The following is a 23,791-nucleotide window of genomic DNA, read 5'->3' as shown; positions in this document are numbered from 1 at the left end:
GTGAGGCATTGAGCTAACTCGTACTAATTACCCGTGAGGCTTAACCATACAACGCCAAAGTGGTTTTATTTGTTAGAAGTTAAGAATAAAAGTAGACGATAAGAATTTAATTACGCTTCCAGATTTTAGTAAGATGTTGATAAACATCTTGCATACAGAATTTCCTGGTGAACATAGCATTTTGGAACCACCTGATCCCATGCCGAACTCAGTAGTGAAACGAAATAGCGCCGATGATAGTGTGGGGTTTCCCATGTGAAAGTAGGACATTGCCAGGGCCCAATTAGAGAAACCCGTTGCAGAAATGCGACGGGTTTTTTACGTTTATGGTGCTAAATCGTGCTTTAGCGCGACTTTAGCGCAAGGTGAAGAGAGCAACTTTCAGTGACGTTGAGATGGACTCTCTTGGCATCATTTTAAGTCGTTCATAATGGATGGATCACCAATCCCTCATCAGTTGTTAAAATCGCTTATTTCACCTTGCGCAAAGCAAACGTATTCGCTGCGCTCATTATCGTTAATCCTTTGCACTACACTTGCGCAAAAGAAGCGTGCTCACTGCGTTCCTTATCGCCAATTTTTGCTCCTTAATACATTAGGCTAGCGTAGAGCGACTCTCAAACTTTACTTGAAATTTGAAATCACCTGGAACAATACCCCTACTACCACAGTGTGTTCCGTGGGCAATATATATGAGACTATTATAAGCGAGAGGCGTATTAGGAAATAACCTGAGGGGGGTAAGTGAATCCGTTTAACGACATATACGAAAGAGCATGCGAGCGTAAAGGTGGTGAATCTAATCTACGCAACTTGTTAAATAAACCGCAGAAAGAGGCGGTATTGGCAACTTATAGCGATGACGTTTGGTTAGAAGAGTTTACGCGGAAAATATTTCAGTCCGGCTTCTACTGGTCTGTTGTTAATTCGAAGTGGGATGGATTTAGGGAAGTATTCTGGGATTTTTCAGTAGATAAGTTACTGTATATGTCCCCTGATATGTATGAGCAAAGATCACAAGATGAGCGTATCATTCGCAATTTTAAAAAAGTACAAAGTATCGCGATAAATTGCCATATGATTTATGAAGTTCAGCAAGAACATGGCTCATTCAGTGAATTGGTTGCCCACTGGCCAAGTAGTAATATTATCGATTTATGGCTTATGCTTAAAAAGAAGGGCAATCGATTAGGTGGTAATACTGGGCCTTTTGCTCTTAGAGCTTTAGGTAAGGATACTTTTTTGCTGACTAAAGATGTAGAGACTTATTTACGTGCCAATAAGCTGATCGAGGGTGGATTACAAAGTCTCAAGTCGTTGAAAGCGGCGCAAGCACATTTCAACGAGCTACAAGAGTCAAGCGGTTTGTCCATGACAGCCATTAGTCAGATAATCGCATTTAGTGTTGGCGATAATGCAATTCAGAGTGTCTAAAGTATGTTTTATTCTCGTTATAATAAACTAGGTAATGAGTTTGCTGTGCCGAGCAGCCCTAATGTATTTGAAAAATCAGAAGTGCTGTTAATCAATGAACAGCTGAATGAAGACAGCGGTCTCAAGTGGCAATCAAGCGAGGTTTTAAACTACCTATCTGGCCAAACTGCTTTGCCTGAAAGTGAAAGTGTGAGCTTAGCTTACTCAGGACATCAATTTGGGCATTTTAACCCTCTGCTTGGTGATGGACGTGCGCACTTGATAGGTTCATTTACAGGAAAAGCAGGGGCAGAGTACGATATCCAGTTAAAAGGGTCTGGCGCGACTTCCTTTTCTCGTGGGGGCGATGGTCTCTGTGCATTAGGTCCAGCTGTTCGTGAGTTTATTATGAGCCAAGCGATGCATAGCTTAGGTGTCCCTACGACTCATTGTTTAGCTGTATTATCTACAGGTCAAACAGTATATCGTCAAGGTCATGTTCCTGGCGCAGTTGTGGCTCGAGTTGCGCGTAGTCATGTGCGCGTTGGTTCTTTTCAACTATTGGCGCTTAGACAAGATCCTGAGAGCATGTCAGAGCTTCTTGAACTATGTATCAATGACAGCTTTGAGGATATCACCTCGCAGGGGGAAGAGCGCGTATTTGCTTTCTTTAGTCGTGTTTGCCAAGCGCAGTGTGCGCTCATGTTGAAGTGGTTACAAGTCGGCTTTATACATGGAGTAATGAATACAGATAATACTCTTGTCAACGGAGAGACAATTGATTACGGGCCTTGCGCTATGATGGAAGGCTTTTCATTTTCTCGTGTCTTCAGTTCCATTGACTCGCAAGGGCGGTACGCATTTGGACAACAGCCAAATATGGCCAGTTGGAATTGTGCAAGATTGGCTGAGTCATTGCTGTTACTGTGTGATGATCAAGAAAATGCGATTGAACGATTTTCAAAAAGTTTGGCAGAGTTCTCAGAAACATTTAACCAAGGGTATCGCCGATTATGGCAAGATAAACTTGGTATACTGGACTGGAATGACGAAGATCAAAGTTTAATTAACGAGTTGTTAGAGTTGATGACAACGCACCAACTAGATTATACAAATACGTTTGCCGGGCTTACAGCTCACACTATGAATATGCTACAGGAACAATACCCGTTGTCCGAAGAGCTAGATGCTTGGTTAAGTCAATGGACAGCGCGCACGGAGCAATATTCTGAAGATGCCATGATTGAGAGAATGAACAAGGTGAATCCAGCTTTGATCCCGCGTAATGAATTAGTAGAAGAAATCATCGGTGATTTTTACCGTAACGGCGCTAGCGAGCAGTTAGGTGATTGGCTATTAGCATTAAAATCACCCTATGAATACAGAAGCTACCCAAAGAAGTGGGTCACGCCTCAATCCGGCACAACACAATATCAAACATTCTGCGGTACTTAATTTTTGAGAGAATATATGACGGGACCATTAACTTGGAAGGAAATACAGAGACAGGTGCTAGCACATAGAAAGCCTTTGGTTCTCGCGCACCTTATTGCATTATTGGCCGCATTAGTAAGCGTGCCTATTCCTTTAATGATGCCTTTACTGGTCGATGAAGTATTGCTGGAAAAACCAGGTATTGCTGTAGAGTTCATGGATCAGTTATTACCATCTGATTGGCATGGCCCAACAGGATATATTCTCGCTATCTTGGTCGCTGTGATGCTCATGCGCATTGGTGCGCTGTTGTTGGGGGTTGCTCAATCTCGGCAATTTACGATTATTGGTAAGGATGTATCACTTCAGATCAGAGCTCGCCTTCTGAGTCACCTATCACGTGTGCAATTAAGAGAGTTTGAGACGCAAGGTGGTGCTGCCATTAGCTCAAGATGCGTGACCGACATTGAGACGTTAGATGGCTTTATTAGCCAAACTATGTCGCGATTCTTGATTGGTCTATTGACCATCATTGGTACTGCTATTGTGTTGCTTTGGATAGATTTAACATTAGGTCTGATTATTCTCACGCTTAACCCTGCTGTGATCTATTTTTCACGGCAATTTGGCAAGCAGGTAAAGCATTTAACCAAAAAGAAAAACAGCGCATTTGAGGCATTTCAAACTGCCCTCGTTGAGACATTAGATGCGATTGCACAGTTAAAGGCGATGCGTAGAGAGCATGGCTATTTCGAAAATGTAATGAGCGCAGCCAAAGATCTTCGATATTATTCTGTGCAATCGCAGTGGAAAACAGATGCTGTAAATAGATTGAGCTTTACCGTATTCCTACTAGGGTTTGAAATCTTTCGGGCCATAGCAATGTTAATGGTGGTATTTTCTGGATTGACCGTAGGGCAAATCTTTGCTGTTTTTGGCTACCTCTGGTTTATGATGGGGCCGGTACAGGAAATTTTAAGTATTCAATATTCTTACTATAGTGCATCCGGTGCACTACAACGTCTCAATCAAGTATTAGATTATGAAACTGAGCCACGTAGCCAGCAATCAAAAACTCAAGCCTTTGAAGCTCCCCAAGTTGGTATTGAGTTTGAAAGTGTGAGCTTTGCCTACAACGATGGTCAGCAGATTCTGAGTAATGTCAGCATGTCTATTCCAGCGGGAAAAAAGGTTGCATTAGTCGCTGTATCAGGTGGGGGGAAATCGACATTGGTGCAATTACTATTGGGCTTATATCAAAAGTCGCAGGGCAAAATTATGGTGAATGGTATTTCTGTAGAAGATATCGGCTATGACCATATACGGGAGCACGTAGTTACAGTATTGCAGCAACCTATCCTTTTCAATGCGACGATACGAGAAAACTTAAGCCTTGGTCGAGACTGTACTGATGAGCAGCTATGGCATGCACTAGAAATTGCAGAGTTAGCGAGTAATGTGAAAGACATGGAAGGGCAACTAGAAGCTGTAGTTGGTCGCAATGGTGTTCGATTATCAGGAGGACAAAAGCAGCGCTTAGCAATTGCGAGAATGGTTGCCGCTAACCCCAAAGTCGTTATTTTAGATGAAGCTACCTCAGCATTAGATGTTGAAACTGAAGCGCGTATACATAAGAACCTCAGTCAGTTTCTACAAGGTAGAACTACGTTAATAATTGCGCATCGCCTCAGCGCAATTCGACAGGCAGACATAATCTATGTATTGGATGATGGCAGGGTGACGCAATCGGGAGATCATCGGACTTTAGTAGAGGAAGATGGTTTGTATCAAGTATTATTCGGCCATCAAGGGTAGAAATATAATTAAAAATACTTATGTAGTGTTAAGTAATTATTAAGTCATCGACTACTATTATGTGGGCATCAAATTAAAAAAGTCTGAATTTTAGAGGGAATAAACATGAAACTTAAGATGCTAAGCATAGTTGTGGCGATGGCTACTGTGTCTTCATTACAAGCGAGTGAAATTGAAGAAGGTGTTTACTTAGGTGTATTCGGTGATTATTACGATGCAAGCTGGGAAAATATCAGAGGTGTTGGCAACGGAGGAGTGGGCATTGATAACTCCACAGGCTGGGGTGCTGAGTTAGGTTATCGCTTCAATAAATATTGGAGTGCACGTATTGAGTATGCAGATCTGGACTTTGATCTAGAAGGTGCTGGAAGTGGTTCTGTAGATGGCGATCGCTTAGGTATTGATGGTCTATATCATTTTGACGGTGGACCATTTTATGCGCTAGCTGGTTTGAAATCTATTGATGTGTTTGACAGTAATTTGTTTGCCAATGCGGGTGTTGGTTATCGACATCACTTTACAGATAATTTTGCGGCTAACTTTGAAACAGCGATCTATCAAGGATTAGAGAGAGGCTATACGGATGTGGGTGCCAAGCTTGGTATTAACTACATGTTTGGTGGTACGAAAAGTAGCCCTAAAAAAGTAGAACCAGCACCACAACCTGCACCGCAGCCGACTGTGGTTGCAGCACCTAAAGACAGCGATAAAGATGGTGTGCTAGATAAAAATGATCGCTGTGCAAATACACCGATGAGCGACGCTGTTGACGCAATGGGTTGTAGCTTATATGAAGATAAAGAGGTGACTGTAAGTTTATTAGTGAGGTTCCCGAACAACAATTCACAAGTATCTCAGCAATATCTGAATGATATTAGTGCGGTTGTCGAGTTCTTAAATGCACACCCAGAGACTTCAGTCGTTTTAGAGGGCCATACCTCTAGTTTAGGTAAAGCTGATTACAACTTGTGGCTTTCTAAAAAACGTGCTGATTCGGTAGCGAAGCAATTGATTGAACAGGGTATAAATGCATCTCGTATATCTACTGTCGGGTATGGTGAAGAGCGCTTATTGGATAGCCGTAATAATCAAGAAGCGCATACTGCGAATCGTCGCGTTGAAGCTAAAGTGATTTCGGTAGAGCGTGTTAAAGTGAAGCGTTAATTTTTGATAGTGTGTCGGGCTCGCTTTGCGGGCTCGGCGACAAATGTAAAAACCACAATAATATTCATCGAACTTTAGACCTCGCATAAATTGTATTCACAAAATTTATAATCAGTATTCTTTCCAATCCAACTTGCAAGATTTTCATCTAAATATAAAGTCCTTATAATCAAATTGTCAGATTAAAAGATAAGCAGTTATAAATCTAAATACTAAAATGCTTATTAAAACACGTCACCAAGAGGATTATATTGTGCTTCAAGAGTATCGTAATCATGTAGAAGCGCGTGCAGCGCAAGGGATAGTTCCTAAGCCGCTGGACGCACAACAAACCGCTGAATTAATTGAACTTGTAAAAGTACCACCCGCAGGAGAAGAGGAGTTTATATTAGAGCTGTTGGTTAATAGAGTGCCTCCCGGCGTTGACGATGCTGCCTATGTCAAAGCGAGCTTTCTTGCTGCGGTCGCGAAAGGGGAGGCGACTTCGCCACTTATCTCAAAATCGTATGCTGCTGAGTTACTTGGTACCATGTTGGGCGGTTACAATATCGCGCCAATGGTTGATTTACTGGATGACGAACAGCTGGCCCCCATCGCAGCAAAAAGGTTGTCCCATACGCTGTTAATGTTTGATGCGTTTTATGATGTGGAAGAAAAAGCGCAACAAGGTAATCAATTTGCTAAGCAAATTATCACTTCGTGGGCCAACGCAGAGTGGTTTACCGAAAAGCCTGCAGTACCTGAGAAAATTTCAGTCACCGTATTTAAAGTAACGGGTGAAACGAATACTGACGATCTCTCTCCTGCCCCTGATGCGTGGTCACGCCCTGATATTCCGCTGCATGCTTTGGCGATGTTAAAGAATGAAAGGGAGGGCATTGTTCCTGAAAAGCATGGTGAGATTGGTCCTATATCTCAACTAGAAGCCTTAAAAAAGAAAGGGCTTCCTCTGGCTTATGTGGGAGATGTCGTTGGTACTGGTTCGTCTCGTAAATCAGCGACCAATTCGGTACTTTGGTTTATGGGAGAGGATATTCCTTATGTGCCAAACAAGCGAGTAGGTGGTGTGTGTTTAGGGGGCAAAATTGCACCCATATTCTTTAATACGATGGAAGACTCGGGTGCATTACCCATTGAGTTACCAGTCGAAAATTTGGCGATGGGTGACCAAATCGATATTTACCCCTATGAAGGTGTGGTCAAACGCCATGGTACAGAAGAGGTGCTCTCTACATTTTCCTTTAAGTCGGAAGTGATACTGGATGAGGTGCAAGCCGGAGGGCGTATCCCACTGATCATAGGCCGAGGATTGACTGAGAAAGCACGGACATCTTTAGGTCTTGAGCAAGAAACCATCTTTCGAAAACCTATCCAGGCAAACGAGACGGGGAAAGGCTTTACGCTGGCCCAGAAAATGGTTGGTAAAGCGTGTGGTGTAGACGGTGTGCGCCCAGGTCAATACTGTGAGCCTAAAATGACGACCGTGGGTTCGCAAGATACCACTGGCCCTATGACTAGAGATGAACTTAAAGATCTGGCTTGCTTAGGCTTTTCTGCGGATTTGACTATGCAGTCTTTCTGCCATACATCAGCTTATCCAAAACCAATCGATGTCAACACCCATCACACACTACCGGATTTTATGATGAATCGCGGTGGCGTATCTTTACGCCCGGGGGATGGTGTTATCCACTCTTGGCTAAATCGTATGTTGTTACCTGACACGGTTGGTACAGGGGGAGATTCTCATACGCGTTTCCCCTTGGGTATTTCATTTCCAGCCGGGTCCGGCGCGGTGGCGTTTGCTGCGGCAACGGGGGTGATGCCACTTGATATGCCAGAGTCCATTTTGGTTCGCTTCAAAGGCGATATGCAGTCAGGCATCACATTGCGTGATTTGGTTCATGCAATTCCTTACTATGCTATTAAACAAGGCCTCCTGACGGTAGAAAAGAAAGGTAAAGTGAATGAGTTTTCTGGTCGCATCTTAGAGATCGAGGGTGTAGAGCATTTAACAGTAGAGCAAGCTTTTGAACTCTCAGATGCTTCGGCTGAACGCTCGGCAGCAGGGTGTACAGTTAAGTTGTCTCAGTCTTCAATTGAGGAGTACTTGAATTCAAATATTGTGATGCTCAAGTGGATGATCTCCGAAGGATATGGTGATGTGCGTACTATAGAGCGACGAATTTCCAAAATGGAAGCTTGGCTCGCAAGTCCAGAATTGATGGTGGCGGACAAGGACGCGGAGTATGCACATGTTATTGATATTGACCTGAGTGAGATTAAAGAGCCGATTTTATGTGCGCCAAACGATCCTGATGATGCTCGGCTACTTTCAACGGTACAGGGCGAAGTGATCAATGAGGTGTTTATTGGCTCTTGTATGACCAATATCGGGCATTTTAGAGCCGCGGGCAAGTTGTTAGATGGCTTTAAGGGGCAATTACCCACACGAATGTGGATAGCACCACCAACTAAAATGGACCGAGACCAGTTAACCGATGAAGGGTATTACGGTATTTATGGGCGTGTTGGTGCGCGTATTGAAACACCGGGGTGTTCGCTTTGCATGGGGAACCAAGCCCGTGTTGCGGATCAGGCCACGGTTGTTTCAACTTCGACACGAAACTTCCCTAATCGTTTAGGCACGGGCGCAAACGTGTTTTTAGCATCCGCTGAACTGGCCGCAGTTGCTGCGATTACTGGGCGATTACCGTCGCCTGATGAATACCAAGAATATGCGACCAAGATCAATGCGACAGCAGCTGATACTTATCGCTATCTGAACTTCCATCACATGCCTCAATACACTAAAAAAGCTGAAAGTGTCATTATTCAGCAAGCCGTATAGCGTTTCGTAATGAAAAGCCAGTCTTGTACTGGCTTTTTTAAATTCATCCTATCTCTAAAGACCGTGAGACTATTTTACTCCCCTTGCCCCTATTCTATGTCCTTGACTATAAAGAGGTCTGTACTAGTGTTTATAAAACAACCAAATGAGTTGCGTGGACTGCTTGATAAGGCTTGCATGGCGCTAATTGCTGCTCTTTGAGCATGGGGTTGTGGTATTCACTCCAGAGCGTTTACAAAGGTCTTGTCAAAGTAGCCAAATAGGCTTCTAAGCAAGGGGGAGTGAGTAGTGCCTTGCGATACACAATCACCATGTTATCGGGGAAAGGCAATGAAATACACGCTCGCTTTGTTAGGGATTATGGGTAGTTTTAGTACGTCGGCTGCACCACTACCATCTTTTAGTGAAATACGTCTTGGTTTTGAGACCATAGATTACAATGAAACTTTACAAGATGTTGCAGGCTTCGGCCAATTGTCACAGTCAATATCCGTTACCAACCCTGCAGTAAGGCAGCTTTCTTATACCGGCGTGGATGAGGATTGGGGTTTCTACATCGGCAGTGCCGCCACTATTTCAACAGAAATAGACACAGAGACGTGGTCACTGAGAAACTTTGGTGCCATTCAGCAGAACGACTTTAAGGTTAAAGCCAATGAGTTGGCCTTTACCGCCGCTTACAATTACCAAAGAGCCATACAGTTGACCTTTGGCATGAAGATCTTCACCTCGAGCTTTACGCGCTCTAACTTTCGCTTTGTGAACCCGGGTGCCACGGAATTTGATAATGCGTTAAAAGCATTACCCAGAGATGAAGGGGACCCGATCCCACGCTTTGATTTACCCGGCCAAGCAAAGGATGGTGATGATGTACTGCAAAATAACCCCGCATCTTTGGTGCCAGTGATCTCTGTGACTGAAGACCAAATGGGACTCTTAGCCACAGTGGGGGCGCGCTACGACAGTAAACTGATGCAACCGAATGAAAAAGTAAGTTGGTATGTTGAGGGGGAGCTCAGTACACCTGTGTATAGCCGTATTCAAAACACTCAGTTTGAGACGACAACGTTAACAGAAAACTTCAATGGGTGGGGAGTAATGGCCAGAGCGGGCGTTCGATATCAACTGGTAGAGCATATTGCTTTGATGCTTGGTGTCGATGCATATTACAAAGAACGAGATACGGTAACAGAAGAAGTGAATGGTCGGCGTTTGCGCGTACCTGAAATAGAGTATACTAATGTATCTCTAACCGCAGGATTACAATGGAGCTATTGATGCAGATGAAGTTTGGCATTGTTTTTAGTGCAGTGCTTATTGTGACTACAGGATGTAAAACGCTAGATTCGGTACATAACACGTTGGGCGGCTCGTCGCCCTCAGCTGAGCAAATCCAAGCTGCTTATAACAGAGCAGAAGCAGCTTACTATGAAGCTCAGCAAGCCATACATTTGGCAAATGTGGAATCGCTAGCTGATTACGATCGCAATAGAGTCGACAAGGCTCGACAAGAATGGCAAGAGTTAGAAGAGCAGTTTACGGAACTAAAAGCGAAGCCTCACGAAGCCTTAGACAGTGCGTCATTTTTCTCATCGCAAACCGTCAGTGGTGAAATTATGAGTATGAGCCAAGAAATTTTGGCTTTGGTTGGCGGTGCGCAAGCGGCAAAAAAACTGATTTTATCAGTGTTAGAGCCAGTCCGATCGCACTTTGCTGTGTTAGATAAATTTGATACGCAACAACAGTTTCCAACTCGCTACCGCAAGCTAAATAAGCATCATAACAAACTTAAAGCCATGTTGGTGGACGGTAAGCAACCTGATGTAGAAGCGCAATTGCCTGGGTTTAAAACGCAATTAACACGTTTAGAAAAGGATGCGGTGAGTTTACATTACCTAGGTCAAATCAATATAGAGCTAACGGCGATAAGTACGTCAGCAAAGGCACAAGTACTACCAAGTGTCTATATGGATGCGAGAAATACCGCCGATTATGCACAGCAATTTATAAACTCAAATGTGCGCGATTACTCGAGCATTGAAGACAAAGTCCACTCGGCAAAACTGCAGATATTAAGACTCGAGCATTTGTTTTCGGAACATTTAGCGCGTAAGCAAGCGCTAGATGACAAGCAAGTAGAAGCGCAGCTGCTGACCTTAGAAAATCAACTACTGGAATTGACAGAAAAAGCAGGGCTGGGTGATTTGCGTCATCTCAGTTTTGCCAATCAATTGAAAGCAGTCAAAGACAAATTGTGATAAAGCATTTGGATGAATCTCTATTTTTGAACAGTGCAATAGTAAGATGTTTATCTCAGTAATTGCACTTATGGCGTGCACAGAGTAGCGCTGATATCACCTATGAGCCTTTATGGTGATTGTTTCTGGCGCTATCACGCTAAGTTACCAAAATTAAAACAAAAGGTATTTTTAATCTAACTTATGTTTTTAATGGGTATATTTATTCTGGTTTTTTGCTAAAAACAAGTTATTCAAAATCAAAATTTCCTGCGAAATAGATTAAGATCTCTGCCAATTTCTCATCAAAAGGCGAGAGCAAAAATGACAGCAGTAAACAACCAGAATTTGCTTCAACTTCGTTTTATTCAACAATCTCATATTGATTCGGTAAAGCCATTTTTTTCACGTTTGCCAGACAACCCGTATGCCGATGGTGCTTTTCGTAAGCGTCGTTATTCAGTCTTAAAGTTTCAAGAAAATACAGTGTCTATTCAGCCAACAAAAGCGTTCGTGCAAGATGACTCCATCAACAACTTTCAGGGCAACATAGAGCGTGTGTACGAAAATTTAGAAACTGAGTTGCTGCATAGTGATGGTTTCAAACACTTGCTGTCTGAATTCAAAGCAATGACAGGTATCGCGGACGACAGTGATATTGAAGTGCATCAGTTTCGTATGTTAGCTATTGAGAGTGATACGCCACCAGCGCCTGAAGGTGTGCACCAAGATGGCTTTGATCATGTTTGTGTCTGTGGGGTTTCACATGAGAATATCGCAGGTGGCGAGTTACTTGTGTATGAACATAAAGAAGCTGAGCCTTGCTTCAAAATGGAAATTAAAGACGGCTTATTTGCACTTGTAAATGACCGTGAAGTTTGGCACAACGCAACACCGATGAATAAACTAGACGCTGACAAAGTGGGCTACTTAGACTGCTTCGTATTTACGGCTTAATGAGGTCACTATGAACTTATCTCAAATTCGCCGCCAATTTCCTGCATTGATGCAGGAAATCTCCGGACAGGCACCGATGTTTTTAGATGGTCCTGGCGGTTCACAAGTCCCTCAGTCAGTGTTAAGTGCAATGTCAGCGTACCTAGGTTACTTCAACTCCAACTTGGGTGGCGCATTTTTCTCTAGCGATAAAACAGTAGAGTTGATGGGCCAAGCTAGAGCGTCAGTGGCACAGCTACTCAATGCACCAAGCAGCGATCAAATCGTGTTTGGTGCCAATATGACGAGCTTAACTTTCAGCTTTAGCCGAGCAATCTCTAGAGATTGGCAGTCTACAGATGAAGTGATTGTGACCAATGCCGATCATTTCTCAAACGTTTCATCATGGCGTCAAGCTGCGCAAGACAAAGGCGCGAGCGTGCATGCTGTGCGTATTAATGAAGCTGACTGCACTTTAGACTTAGATCATTATGCTGAGTTACTTAACAGCAATACAAAGTTAGTTGCTGTAACGTACGCATCTAATACCACTGGATCTATCAATAACATAAAGAAAATCGTTGAGATGGCACATCAAGTGGGGGCACTTGTCTATGTAGATGCAGTGCACTTTGCGCCGCATGAATTGATTGATGTACAAGCGCTAGATTGCGACTTTTTAGCTTGCTCAGCCTATAAGTTCTTTGGTCCGCATGTAGGTATTGTTTATGGTAAGCGTGAACACCTTGAAGGCTTTACGCCATACAAAGTAGAGCCCGCGAAAGATGTGATCCCGGGACGTTGGGAGACTGGTACTCAAAGTTTCGAAGGCCTTGCCGGTGTCATCGCTGCGATTGAATATATTGCCTCTTTAAGCGAGCTACCCCAGTCGGAGCCATTGAGAGCGCGTCTTGAACAAGCGTTTGCAAACTCAAAGGCTCATGAAATGGCGCTTAGTGAGCACTTTTTGACTAAGTTGGCTCAGTATCCGCAAATTAAACTGTATGGTATCGCTGATGTCGCAAGAGTCGCTGAGCGCACACCAACGTTTGCGTTGACTTTTGATGGCCTTGAGCCACGTAAAGTGTCTGAGTTTTTAGGCCAGCAACATGTGTGTGTTTGGGATGGCAACTTTTATGCGCAAGGCCTGTGTGAACAGCTGGGCGTTATGGATAAAGGCGGTGTCGTTCGTATTGGCTGTATGCACTATAATACCTTCGAGGAACTGGATAGGTTGTTCGATTTATTTAGCGACTTGCTAAGCTAGCAAAGAGGGTGCGTTCGCACCCTTTTTTAACGCCCCGCCTAGTTTAATTTTTATACAGCAAAACATTTCACTATCTCATAGAACTTTGCGTGTTTGTAATGAAATAATGTACAGACACAAAGCGTTGATTTTCATGCGTATTGATGGTTATTTATTAAACAGGTTGCAATAGCTAACCTGTGTCAATTAGATCAATATAAAAAGGAAATAACGATGAAAGTTGCACTTAAGAAACGCGCTGTAAAGCAATTAACCACGAATAATAAAACGCTAAATCAAGACCAAACACCGCAAGTTGCTGGTGGTATGTATGCAAGCTCGCCGCACGTACCGGGTTGTATTTCTTACCAAGGCATCACATGCATGTCCATGTATAACTGCTAAGTAGTCTAGGCTACAGCGCTCTTTGGCGCTTTGTAGCCTTAAAACTGCTCTTCGATATAGTGGTTGAGCTTGTGAATACGCTCACTCATGCCAGCAATGATTTTATCTTTGATTTTTTCTCTTATAACCGCAGGTAGTTTAGTCAAGGCTTCTGAGGTGATTGCCAATACGATGGTATCTGAAACTGCTTGTGCACTCGTGCTGCGTTCTCGGTGACATATAAATGCGCCTTCACCGACAAATTCACCGGGTCCAACATGGCCGATATCAACATGACTTTTTTCAGAAAAGATACGCAATTCACCACTTAGAATGATATATAGGCGATTATCTTGCTCAAATCTTTTAAAAGCATGCTTACCTTGGCTAATCAAATAAAGGTGACTAAAAGATTCTAATAAAACCTGCCGTTCGGCCAATGAAAACTCTTTAAAAAAATCGAGCCGATTAATGATTTCCAATTGTTTAATGGTGGTTATGTTTTCTAACAGCTTCATGGTCGGCCAAATAGTTAGTCATTTTCTAGCATATTGCGCTCTTTCAGTTTGCGGGTCAATGTATTACGCCCCCAACCTATTTTTAGCGCAGCATCTTGCTTATGTCCATGACAAGCAGCCAGCGCAGATTTTATTAACCGCGTTTCAAGTTGTGCTTGTACTTGCGGCCAAATGTGTTCTTCACCTTGGCGCAGTTGCTGGTCAAGCCACTGTTGAAATGCATCAAGCCAATCGTGGTTAGTTGCTGTATCGCCTATTTCGGATGGCTGAGTAAGCTCTGGTGGCAGATCCTGTGGACCTACCATGTCACCCGGTGCCATGACCGTCAACCAACGACAGGTATTTTCTAGCTGTCTCACATTGCCTGGCCAGCCAAAAGCACACAGTTGCGTGAGTGCGGCTTCGGTGAGCACTTTACTCGGTACTTTTAGCTCTTTAGCGCTTTTAGCTAAAAAATATTGTGCGAGTTTGGCAATATCTACACTGCGCTCTCTGAGTGGAGGTATACGTAATCGGACAACATTAAGGCGATGGAACAAGTCTTCACGAAACTTTCCTTCGCTGACCAATTGCTCTAAATCTTGGTGGGTGGCGGCTAAGATCCGCACATCTACTTTGATACTCTGATGGCCACCGACACGATAAAACTCGCCATCCGCCAATACTCGTAACAAACGCGTTTGCACATCAAGGGGCATATCTCCAATTTCATCGAGGAACAATGTACCACCATTGGCCTGTTCAAAGCGGCCACGTCTAACACTATCAGCGCCAGTAAATGCCCCTTTCTCGTGGCCAAACAATTCAGATTCAACCAAATCTTTAGGGATAGCAGCCATATTTAAGGCGATAAAAGTATTGTCTTTACGAGGGCTGTGATTATGTAAGGCGCCGGCAACCAGTTCTTTACCAGTGCCTGACTCACCGTTGATTAATACACTCATACTTGAAGCTGACAGCTTACCAATGGCTCTAAACACTTCTTGCATTGCTGGCGCTTCGCCAATGATATCAGGACTGTTAGAGACAGCATCGACCTGCTTAGTTTTGACATTTTGCTGTGCGGCACGATAGGCTCTGTCGGCAAGCGAAGTGGCTTCATCCAAGTCAAAAGGTTTGGCAAGGTACTCAAATGCCCCTTTTTGAAAAGCATTAACGGCAGAGTCTAAATCAGAATGCGCCGTCATGATAATCACAGGCAGAGCGGGGTAGAGTTCATTCACTTCTTCTAACAGCGCCATCCCATCAATGCCAGGCATACGCACATCAGACATTAATACAGAGGGTTGGTCGTATTGGAGTGCCGTCAATACATCTTGGCCATTTGCAAAGCTTTCCGTTGCAAACCCAGCTCTGGATAAGGCTTTTTCTAATACAAAGCGAATTGACGCATCATCATCAACTAACCAAACACTCTTCATTATTTGCTCCCTAGCTCGTCTTCAAAGGGTAAATAAATACAAAATTCTGTATGTCCAGGCCAACTGTCACATTCAATAAAGCCGCGATGTTGCTCTACCAAAGTTTGCGCGATAGATAGTCCAAGGCCTGAACCTCCCTCTTTATTTGTGACCATCGGATAAAAAAGAGTCGCTTTGAGTGACTCGTCTATCCCTGGTCCGTTGTCTGCAATTTTTATGAGTAAGGCCTTTCTCAACATCAGTTTGCCACGTCTGACACGATGACATATTCGCGTTGTTACTCGGATTTCACCTTGTCCATTTAGCGCTTGCTGCGCGTTGCGCACTATATTGAGTACGACTTGTTGTATCTTTGCTTCATCGAGGCAAATATCAGGGATGCTCGGATCATAGTCCTTTCTCAGCGACACGGATTGTTCAGACTCCAAGGCGCTGAGCTTTAAGATCGACTCCAGTACTTTGTGAATATTACAGAATGTTTTTTTAGGTAATTCATTGGGACCTAAAAGCCTATCCACAAGCTCCCTAAGGCGATCGGCTTGGGCAATAATGAGCTGTGCACACTCATCGCGCTCTTGCTGATCAACCTCATACTGCAATAATTGCGCCGCTCCTCTGATCCCGCCCAAAGGGTTTTTAATTTCATGGGCTAATCCACGAATAAGGTTCCGAGCAGCTTGGTATTGGTGGGCTTGGTTGAAGGCTTTATCAAAGCGCAGTTCTTCATCAATGCGCCGACATTCAAGCTGAATATAATTTTGATTGTCAAAGCAGAGCTTACGCGCAAATAAGCTAATTGTGCTGGCCCTATTATCAATAAAAACCACGTCTACCTTGTGCTGCTGGCAGTCAATGCCATCGTCTAACACATATTGCTTAAGGCGTTTAAGGTCAATTAAATGATGGTGAAAAATACTTTCAAATGGCTGAGCGATCAATCGTTTCTGGCCAAGGCCCAGCAGTTCACTGGCGCTATTATTGGCATAGTGGATCCTTAAATCTTCATCTAGCAAAATGACGGAGGTTGATAAATTTTGCCAAAGTTCTTGCAGTATAGAGGGAGATGCTTGTTCCATAGTGGGTCGCCTTGCACCAAGTTGGTGCATGTTAATGTAACACAATCCTGTGTCGAATGGTTATTTTGTTTATAAAGTCGTTCTTTTGTGTGTATTGCTGACAATAAACCGTTTGGCTGGACTAATTATTGACAGAAGCTTTATGCAAGTAAAAAATAGTTTCATCACTTTTTGTGACGACTTCATTCTTGCCATTGAACACCATTAGTTGCAGTGAATGCTCACCGCGTGGCACATTTCGTAATGCGAAGGTGACAGTATGCTGTTTGGGTCCCGTTGGTTTACCATCCAAATACAGCTGTACGGTAAAGTCTTTGGCAAATCTTGGTGTAATTTGACCACTGACGTATACGCTGCCGGTATTATCCCGCAAAGTTTGCTTATGATTAGGGGCAATAATTGCAGCTTTATAAGCTTGTCCAGATGCAGATTGTGAGGTGGTTAAAACCGATGTGTCAGTTGCTGGCATAGTTAAAAAGTTGGTGTTAATTTTGACTTCTTTGGCCCCTTTTCTTGGTGTGTCAGAATAAACCCAGTTACCGTTTTGATCTTTCCAACGATAAACCTTTTTATCTGCATACGCATCTGAGCAGATCAAACACAAAGCTATCAATAACCAAAGGCGAGCCACGGCAACCTCACTGAGTAAATTTTAAAAGTGTCAAACACGGACCATCATTGTGTAATTTTTACAATAGTGCAACTACTAACGTCCACTCACTAACTGTAGTGTGTTTAACACTGTTTTGCCATAAAAAAGCCCGCATTAAGCGGGCTTGAGAACACATATGATTTAAGAGCGCAGAATATACTTAAATAGCAGTAAACACTGCGCTTGGTAGCTGCCTACCACTGCTTACTGCTGGTATGTTTAAGCGATTAAACGCTGTAGTACATTTCGAACTCAACTGGGTGAGTTGTCATGTTTAATTTCTCAACTTCTTGAGACTTAAGTGCAATGTATGCATCGATTAAGTCGTCAGTAAATACACCGCCCTGCGTTAAGAATTCACGGTCCGCATCAAGTGATGCCAATGCTTCTTCTAGTGATGCTGCAACAGTTGGGATTTCAGCTGCTTCTTCAGCAGGTAGATCGTAAAGATCTTTATCCATTGCGTCGCCAGGGTGGATTTTGTTTTTGATACCGTCAAGGCCAGCCATTAGCATTGCAGAGAAAGCAAGGTAAGGGTTCGCTGTTGGGTCAGGGAAACGTACTTCGATACGACGTGCTTTCTCTGAAGGAACAACCGGAATACGGATTGAAGCTGAACGGTTACGTGCAGAGTAAGCAAGCATAACAGGTGCTTCGAAGCCAGGTACTAGGCGCTTGTACGAGTTAGTAGACGCGTTTGCAAATGCATTGATTGCTTTAGCGTGCTTGATGATACCGCCGATGTAGTAAAGGGCATCTTCTGATAGACCGCCATACTTGTCGCCTGCAAAGATGTTTTGACCATCTTTACCTAGTGACTGGTGACAGTGCATACCAGAGCCGTTATCACCTACAACAGGCTTAGGCATGAATGTTGCCGTTTTACCGTAGTGGTGCGCCATATTGTGGATAACGTATTTCATCTCTTGGATTTCGTCCGCTTTAATAACCATTGTATTGAAGCGAGTCGCGATCTCATTTTGACCTGCTGTTGCAACTTCATGGTGATGCGCTTCAACAACTTGACCAAACTCTTCAAGTACTAGACACGTTGCACTTCTCCAATCTTGTGAAGAATCAACAGGTGCTACTGGGAAGTAACCACCTTTTACGCCTGGACGGTGGCCTGTGTTGCCTTCGTCGTAGCTCTTGTCAGAGTTCCAAGACGCTTCTTCTGCATCGATTGAGTACATAGAGCCTGACATATCAGTCTTGTACTTAACATCGTCAAAAAGGAAGAACTCTGGCTCTGGGCCGAATAGTACTGTGTCTGCGATACCAGTAGAGCGCATGTAATCTTCTGCGCGCTTTGCGACAGAACGCGGGTCACGCTCGTAACCTTGCATTGTAGAAGGTTCAAGAACATCACAACGTACAATCATCGTTGTTTCTTCTGCAAACGGGTCAAGCTTTACAGTGCTCGCATCAGGCATTAATACCATGTCAGATTCGTTAATGCCTTTCCAACCAGCGATTGATGAGCCATCGAACATTTTACCATCTTCAAAGAAGTCTTCATCGGCTTGATGATGTGGGATTGAAACGTGTTGCTCTTTACCTTTTGTGTCCGTGAAGCGTAAATCTACAAACTTTACTTCATTCTCTTTAATAAAATCTAAAACCGATTGTGACATGTGTCCTCCGACTCGATGGGTTATTTTTTGCTGCAATAATTTGCTTAACTGCGCTCTTTTAAGCGTGATCTGTGCCAATAATGTAACTCATTGTATAATTTGGATTATTTAGTTTTAAATGGCCCTGAAAGACATGATTGACCTAAATGGGTGCACCACATCAGTACATGTTGCACTATTATGGTGCAATCCATAAAAGGACCTATTGAATGGTTTATTAACCACTCGAGCACATTACACGAGTATAAAAATACAGGATTTGCATCGCTAGACGCGGATAGCAATACGAGCTCACAAGTTAAACATAGTCCATTTATACGACCCAGAGGTAAGATAAATAAATCAGCCGCCATAACAAACTAGAAACAACATCTCAGAAAGAAAATTATCATGATATTGCATGCTGATTGACGGCTGGTTTGAGAGATGGTTAAGCGCCTTTTAATGCGTACTGTGCTGGTTGGCGAATAATACTCCAAGCCGATAGCAGGGTGATACCGATGACCAGACTTGCTATCAAGACGACAGGGATTAACCAGCTCCATACGTTCATCATTTGCATGATGGGTGTTGACGCTGCACTAAAGTAACCGATTAGTAATGCACTGGTGGCCGCAGCGGCTGCGATTAGAAAGGGTTGCATGTTTTCTGTCAGTACCAGTTGAAAAATTGCCGCGGGCGTTGCACCAATTGACATTCTAATGCCTAGCTCATAGCGTCTTAAGGCTATGGCATAGCTAAATACGCCGTAAATACCAATACCTGCTAATATCACTGCGACCACTGAAAGCGCGATAGTAAAAATACTCGCAACGCGTTGTGATTTAAGGTGTGAGGATAAAATCTGCTCTGTGGTTTGTAAGTCATAAACGCGTATTTGAGAATGTACTTGTGCCAGTATGTCATTAATACCTTGCCTAGATAGCTGCGCGTTGGGTTTGGTTTCGACGACAACAATTGGGTATCCGGTAATCACGCGAGGGCGATAGGTTCGTGAAATTGGCGGTTGGTTTGGTAAATTCAAATTACCGACGATGCCCACTACCGTGATGGGATCACTGGCGTTGCGTCCATAGAGCTTTGCACCAATCGGGTCTTGTCCAGACGCTTTTATCATGTCAGCCATAAATTGATTGATGATCACCACGGGGGCTCTATCTCTGGCCTCCGCATCGGTAAAGTGTCGCCCTTGCGTTAAGCTCAAGCCGAATGTTTCAAAATAAGCGCGTGTTCCCCAGACTCGTTTGTGTGTTACGACGGGCTTATTCATGCCGGGCTGTAACTGCGAGTGATATGTAGAGAACTGCTCTAACCAATAGGAGATAGGCGGATAACTACCAACACCGGCACGCACAATGTCACTGTGTTGGTTAAGTCGTTCAGTTGCTTCAAGCACCAGTGTGGTACGTTGTTCTGGAGACACCTCAGTGAGTAAAGTGCCAACGTTCAAAGCAATCTGTGAGGTATTTTCGGTCTTGATATGGGTTGGTGCAGTGAGCTGAGCCCAGCTTTGTTTGAAAATGCTCACACATAACACGAGCAGAGAGATGCAAAAAAAGACCTGCATTGATACCAGTACTTGGCGCGTACGCTTAGATACTTGCACGCCAGAACCCTTACCACTGCTTTGCAGTGCGCCAATAATGGCATTGTAATTAAGTTGCTTACTGACTACCCAAGCGAGTGCAAAATTAAGCATGGATGTTAAGGCAATCGCAAATAGCACAGTGTTCAGGTTCAAGCTTAGTTCATCTAAACGTGCAAGTGGGCCTGCATATCCAGCTTTTAATAAACCCAAAATAAGGCTCACAATACCGGTGGCAACAACGAGTGCGGCCGCGAATAGCAAAGCTAATTCGACCAGTACTTGTTTGAACAAATGCTGAGGCTGCGCACCTAATGCGGCTTGAATGGCAAAGGCACGTTGTTGCTCTACAGCGCGAGATAATACGAGGTTACCGATGTTACTGAGGGCAATCAGCAGCAGGACCACACTGCCTGCGAGCATCATGACACTGGTATTACCTGCTTCGCCAATAATACGCGCTTTGTAAGTGGTAAAACGCCATTTTACCTCAGTATTTGCGACAGTGGGATCATCTGCAACTGCTGCCGGGTATCGTGCCATCACCCAGTTATTGAGTGCTAGCTGAGTACGGTTGATTTCCGCATCTTTGGCTAATTTACCGACCAAGTGAACCTGATTTGAGGAAAATGTCCAAAGCGGATCTGGGGTGTCGCGATAGTCGTAAGGGAGCCACACATCGGTGCGCCAAGAGGGGGTTGCTAATACAGGCTCAGCGAAGTATTCGGCAGTTACGCCAACGATGATAAAGCTAATACCTTTGAAAGTCACAGAACGGTTAAGTACTTCACTGCTACCACCGAAGTGTGTCTGCCAGACATCGTGGGAGATAATGGCAACAGGTTGATTGCTGTTGAGCCCTTCCTCTTTGGTAAAGTGACGTCCCAATGCCAGTGGCGCATCAATGATCTGCATATATTCAGGTGTGATGGCGCCTGTATTGAAGGTTGGGCTGTTTGGTAGGCTTTGCTCAACATCAATACTGATATTATGTAGCGCAAAAGCCTCGATACCTGGGTGCGTATCTTTATAAGTTTCAATCGCGCCTAAAAAGGGTAGGTAGTTTTCACGCTTTACTTCACCGTCAGCCAGCAGTTGGCCTTGGACTAAGAAGAGCCTATCTTGATCAGGGTAAGGAAGTGGGGCCGCGATGATTTGGTAGTTCAGATTGTACATCGCCACCATCACACCTAACGTGACACCCAAGGTCATGATGATGGTCAGTGCATAGCTTTTAACTCTTGTTAGGCTCTTGATCGCGATTAATAGATTGTGTTTCAACATAATGGCACCTACTTACTGTGCAAGTGGAATTTCAAACGCATGCTTGGAGTCGCTATGCTCTTCGCTGTCGATGATTTTGCCATCGAGCAAATGGAGTTGCCGAGTTGCCATATCGGCATAGCGCGGATCGTGCGTCACCATACACAAGGTGGTGCCTTCGGCATTGAGCTGTTGCAGCATGGCCATCACTGCATCGCCGTTGATTGAATCTAGGTTACCTGTCGGTTCATCGACTAGCAGCATGCTCGGCTGTCCAACCAGTGCTCTGGCAATAGCAATACGTTGTTGTTGACCACCGGAAAGTTGGTTGGGCTTGTGGCTCGCACGATGGCTCATATCTACTTTAGCAAGGCAAGCTTCCACGGCTTGTTTGATCTGCTCTTCTGGCATGGGCTCTTTACGATACCTAAGCGGTAGTGCGACATTGTCATAGACCGTCAGTTCATCAATCAGGTTGAACGACTGGAATATGAAACCGACTTTTTCATTGCGAATATATGCCGACTGCGCCAACGTCAATTGGCTCACTTCTTCTCCTTCAATTTGGTACTGACCAGAACTGGGCATATCTAACAGCCCTAAGATAGAGAGTAGCGTGGATTTACCGCAGCCTGATGGGCCACAGATGGAGACAAAGTCTCCGCGATAAATGGTGAGATCTATGCCTCTTAATGCATGGGTTTCCATTTCTTCGGTGCTGAATACTTTGGTCACACCTGACATGGTTAATACGCTTTCTTTCATGTTTAAATCCTTTCTTTTAATTCTTGTTATTGGGTTCAAAGTAACGTGATGGCCTTATGTTCACTGTGCTTGGTCATATCAGAGAGAATGACACGCTGGTTTTCTTGCGCACCTTGTAGAATTTGCAAGTGTCGACCTGCGTCTTCGCCGAATCGCACTGTGGTTGCAACAGCTTGATCCCCGTCGATGATGTAAAGCTCGGTTGCGCTATGGGCTTGTTTATTTGCTGGTCGCTCGACATATAAAGTGTTGCTTAATTGATTTGTGAGGATCTCAGCTTCTACGCTTAATTCTGGTCTAGCCGACTCAGGTACTCCCTCGGTAAAAGACAGTTCCACTTCGATAGTGCCATCTTGCACTTGTGGCGTGATCCGAGTAACGGCCGCAGGAACGCGTTCACGTCGGGTATCGATAGTTGCGGATTGTCCGACTTTTATTTGCTCCGCTTTTGACTGCGGTACGCGGATCAGCGCTTGTAAGTCTGAGTTGCTCCCCACTTGTGCTAATTCTTGTCCTGCCGACACGCTTTGACCAAGCTCAACCGCGAGGCGTTGGATAGTGCCGCTGATCCCGGCAGTGACTTCGAGTTGCTGAGCGCGTTGCTCTAGTCTTGCCAAATTTGAGCGCGCTTGGTTTACCTGCTGTTGAGATATTTCGATGTCTTCTTGGTGTAATTGTGCCAGTTGCGAAATGCGTTGGCGCTGCAATTCGGTACGTGCACCGAGTTGCTGTTCTTCGAGCTCGGCAGTTTTTACATCAATGGCAGGGATAACGCCTTGTTCCCGAAGCACTTGCTGTGCTTGGCGACGTAGCACCAGCGATTGATACTCGCTTTCTAATTGCGCTTGCGTGGCTTTTTCAGACAAACGCTCTCGCTGGTTGGCAAGCTTTTGACGACGCAAATTAGCCTCTTGCTCTTCAAGTGCCATGCGTGCTGTTTCAATCGACTGTTTCAGGTCGGGATCTTGCATTCTTAAAATCACAGAGTCGGGTGCAACAACCGCACCTGGACGCAGCAGGATTTCACTGACCGTGGCACTACTTTGTGCACTTAACAGCTTTTGTTGATTGGAGCGTAGGACGCCATATCCATCTACCTGAATAGCTAAATCCCCCCGCTGAACTGCTGCAACAATCAAACTGTTTTGTTGCAAGCTGGTGGCACTTGTTGATGAAGTAAAGTGAAACACACCGCCTAGCCCAGAGGCAAAGACGACCATAGCCATGATTTTTCTCTTGAGAGCGTGTTTTGGCATGACAGCTTTTGATTTTACGACGTCCATATTTATCTTTATTCTTTATTGATGATATACAAGGTTGAGCAAGCCATATGCCAAATTTTAAGTTATTGTTTTTAATTGGCTTTATTGTTTTTGTGGCGCATACTTAACAAAGCA

18 protein-coding genes and 1 rRNA gene are annotated in these 23,791 nt (G+C 44.2%); 11 read left to right on the top strand and 8 right to left on the bottom strand.

Annotated elements, in window-relative coordinates; all coding sequences use genetic code 11:
• The first annotated feature begins 163 nt into the window (after positions 1-163).
• The 11 genes from rrf (at position 164) to A7985_RS26585 (ending at position 13,501) form a co-directional block, all read left to right on the top strand.
• Positions 164-278, top strand: a 5S ribosomal RNA gene (rrf, locus tag A7985_RS20485).
• 466 nt (positions 279-744) lie between these two features.
• Positions 745-1,434, top strand: a complete 690-nt coding sequence (locus tag A7985_RS20480; protein ID WP_065792318.1) for a DNA-3-methyladenine glycosylase I — start codon at positions 745-747, stop codon at positions 1,432-1,434.
• Between the two features lie 3 nt (positions 1,435-1,437).
• On the top strand, positions 1,438-2,868 hold the full coding sequence (locus A7985_RS20475; RefSeq protein WP_065792317.1) for a protein adenylyltransferase SelO: 1,431 nt from the start codon (positions 1,438-1,440) through the stop codon (positions 2,866-2,868).
• Between the two features lie 15 nt (positions 2,869-2,883).
• Complete coding sequence (locus A7985_RS20470) at positions 2,884-4,662, top strand: ABC transporter ATP-binding protein (protein ID WP_065792316.1); 1,779 nt, start codon at positions 2,884-2,886, stop codon at positions 4,660-4,662.
• A 105-nt stretch (positions 4,663-4,767) separates the two neighbouring features.
• Positions 4,768-5,826: an OmpA family protein gene (locus A7985_RS20465; RefSeq protein WP_065792315.1), complete on the top strand. Its 1,059-nt coding sequence runs from the start codon at positions 4,768-4,770 to the stop codon at positions 5,824-5,826.
• A 253-nt stretch (positions 5,827-6,079) separates the two neighbouring features.
• Entirely contained in the window at positions 6,080-8,677 is a 2,598-nt protein-coding gene (acnB, locus tag A7985_RS20460) for a bifunctional aconitate hydratase 2/2-methylisocitrate dehydratase (RefSeq protein ID WP_065792333.1), read from the top strand.
• Positions 8,678-9,007: 330 nt separating this feature from the next.
• Positions 9,008-9,955: an autotransporter outer membrane beta-barrel domain-containing protein gene (locus A7985_RS20455; RefSeq protein ID WP_065792314.1), complete on the top strand. Its 948-nt coding sequence runs from the start codon at positions 9,008-9,010 to the stop codon at positions 9,953-9,955.
• Positions 9,955-10,935, top strand: a complete 981-nt coding sequence (locus A7985_RS20450) for a hypothetical protein (protein WP_065792313.1) — start codon at positions 9,955-9,957, stop codon at positions 10,933-10,935. Before A7985_RS20455 ends, A7985_RS20450 begins: the two co-directional genes overlap by 1 nt.
• A gap of 303 nt (positions 10,936-11,238) precedes the next feature.
• On the top strand, positions 11,239-11,871 hold the full coding sequence (locus A7985_RS20445) for a 2OG-Fe dioxygenase family protein (protein ID WP_065792312.1): 633 nt from the start codon (positions 11,239-11,241) through the stop codon (positions 11,869-11,871).
• 10 nt (positions 11,872-11,881) lie between these two features.
• Positions 11,882-13,117, top strand: coding sequence for a cysteine desulfurase-like protein (locus A7985_RS20440; RefSeq protein WP_065792311.1), 1,236 nt, complete (start codon positions 11,882-11,884; stop codon positions 13,115-13,117).
• Positions 13,118-13,330: 213 nt separating this feature from the next.
• Positions 13,331-13,501 carry a hypothetical protein gene (locus tag A7985_RS26585; RefSeq protein ID WP_176716779.1) on the top strand — a complete coding sequence of 57 codons (171 nt, stop codon included), beginning with the start codon at positions 13,331-13,333 and terminating at the stop codon, positions 13,499-13,501.
• Positions 13,502-13,539: 38 nt separating this feature from the next.
• Here A7985_RS26585 and A7985_RS20435 read toward each other — a convergent pair whose 3' ends face one another.
• The 8 genes from A7985_RS20435 to A7985_RS20400 form a co-directional block, all read right to left on the bottom strand.
• Positions 13,540-13,998 carry a cyclic nucleotide-binding domain-containing protein gene (locus tag A7985_RS20435; RefSeq protein ID WP_065792310.1) on the bottom strand — a complete coding sequence of 153 codons (459 nt, stop codon included), beginning with the start codon at positions 13,996-13,998 and terminating at the stop codon, positions 13,540-13,542.
• Between the two features lie 14 nt (positions 13,999-14,012).
• Positions 14,013-15,419: a nitrogen regulation protein NR(I) gene (gene ntrC / locus A7985_RS20430; RefSeq protein WP_065792309.1), complete on the bottom strand. Its 1,407-nt coding sequence runs from the start codon at positions 15,417-15,419 to the stop codon at positions 14,013-14,015.
• A complete protein-coding gene (gene glnL, locus A7985_RS20425) occupies positions 15,419-16,495 on the bottom strand; it encodes a nitrogen regulation protein NR(II) (RefSeq protein WP_065792308.1) in 1,077 nt (358 codons plus the stop codon). Before glnL ends, ntrC begins: the two co-directional genes overlap by 1 nt.
• A gap of 121 nt (positions 16,496-16,616) precedes the next feature.
• Positions 16,617-17,126 carry a DUF4124 domain-containing protein gene (locus A7985_RS20420; RefSeq protein WP_065792307.1) on the bottom strand — a complete coding sequence of 170 codons (510 nt, stop codon included), beginning with the start codon at positions 17,124-17,126 and terminating at the stop codon, positions 16,617-16,619.
• A gap of 248 nt (positions 17,127-17,374) precedes the next feature.
• Complete coding sequence (gene glnA / locus A7985_RS20415) at positions 17,375-18,781, bottom strand: glutamate--ammonia ligase (RefSeq protein WP_063356920.1); 1,407 nt, start codon at positions 18,779-18,781, stop codon at positions 17,375-17,377.
• 430 nt (positions 18,782-19,211) lie between these two features.
• Positions 19,212-21,650, bottom strand: a complete 2,439-nt coding sequence (locus A7985_RS20410; protein ID WP_081310652.1) for an ABC transporter permease — start codon at positions 21,648-21,650, stop codon at positions 19,212-19,214.
• A gap of 12 nt (positions 21,651-21,662) precedes the next feature.
• On the bottom strand, positions 21,663-22,394 hold the full coding sequence (locus A7985_RS20405; protein ID WP_065792306.1) for an ABC transporter ATP-binding protein: 732 nt from the start codon (positions 22,392-22,394) through the stop codon (positions 21,663-21,665).
• Between the two features lie 35 nt (positions 22,395-22,429).
• The gene (locus A7985_RS20400) at positions 22,430-23,677 is read right to left on the bottom strand and encodes an HlyD family secretion protein (RefSeq protein ID WP_065792305.1); all 1,248 of its coding nucleotides are present in this window, start codon (positions 23,675-23,677) and stop codon (positions 22,430-22,432) included.
• Between the last annotated feature and the right edge of the window lie 114 nt (positions 23,678-23,791).

Origin of the sequence: Pseudoalteromonas luteoviolacea (assembly GCF_001696455.1) — a bacterium.
In the GTDB taxonomy this organism is placed as follows: domain Bacteria; phylum Pseudomonadota; class Gammaproteobacteria; order Enterobacterales; family Alteromonadaceae; genus Pseudoalteromonas; species Pseudoalteromonas luteoviolacea_C.
This window is presented reverse-complemented; position numbering and strand designations above follow the sequence as displayed.

What these genes read in the sequence shown, in the direction of transcription:
- A7985_RS20445 (WP_065792312.1), top strand. Translation starts at nt 11,239, where the DNA reads ATGACAGCAGTAAACAACCAGAATTTGCTTCAACTTCGTTTTATTCAA.
- A7985_RS20440 (WP_065792311.1), top strand. Translation starts at nt 11,882, where the DNA reads ATGAACTTATCTCAAATTCGCCGCCAATTTCCTGCATTGATGCAGGAA.
- A7985_RS26585 (WP_176716779.1), top strand. Translation starts at nt 13,331, where the DNA reads ATGAAAGTTGCACTTAAGAAACGCGCTGTAAAGCAATTAACCACGAAT.
- glnL (WP_065792308.1), bottom strand. Translation starts at nt 16,495, where the DNA reads ATGGAACAAGCATCTCCCTCTATACTGCAAGAACTTTGGCAAAATTTA.
- A7985_RS20435 (WP_065792310.1), bottom strand. Translation starts at nt 13,998, where the DNA reads ATGAAGCTGTTAGAAAACATAACCACCATTAAACAATTGGAAATCATT.
- A7985_RS20450 (WP_065792313.1), top strand. Translation starts at nt 9,955, where the DNA reads ATGCAGATGAAGTTTGGCATTGTTTTTAGTGCAGTGCTTATTGTGACT.
- A7985_RS20455 (WP_065792314.1), top strand. Translation starts at nt 9,008, where the DNA reads ATGAAATACACGCTCGCTTTGTTAGGGATTATGGGTAGTTTTAGTACG.
- A7985_RS20470 (WP_065792316.1), top strand. Translation starts at nt 2,884, where the DNA reads ATGACGGGACCATTAACTTGGAAGGAAATACAGAGACAGGTGCTAGCA.
- A7985_RS20475 (WP_065792317.1), top strand. Translation starts at nt 1,438, where the DNA reads ATGTTTTATTCTCGTTATAATAAACTAGGTAATGAGTTTGCTGTGCCG.
- glnA (WP_063356920.1), bottom strand. Translation starts at nt 18,781, where the DNA reads ATGTCACAATCGGTTTTAGATTTTATTAAAGAGAATGAAGTAAAGTTT.
- A7985_RS20405 (WP_065792306.1), bottom strand. Translation starts at nt 22,394, where the DNA reads ATGAAAGAAAGCGTATTAACCATGTCAGGTGTGACCAAAGTATTCAGC.
- A7985_RS20410 (WP_081310652.1), bottom strand. Translation starts at nt 21,650, where the DNA reads ATGTTGAAACACAATCTATTAATCGCGATCAAGAGCCTAACAAGAGTT.
- ntrC (WP_065792309.1), bottom strand. Translation starts at nt 15,419, where the DNA reads ATGAAGAGTGTTTGGTTAGTTGATGATGATGCGTCAATTCGCTTTGTA.
- A7985_RS20465 (WP_065792315.1), top strand. Translation starts at nt 4,768, where the DNA reads ATGAAACTTAAGATGCTAAGCATAGTTGTGGCGATGGCTACTGTGTCT.
- A7985_RS20400 (WP_065792305.1), bottom strand. Translation starts at nt 23,677, where the DNA reads ATGGACGTCGTAAAATCAAAAGCTGTCATGCCAAAACACGCTCTCAAG.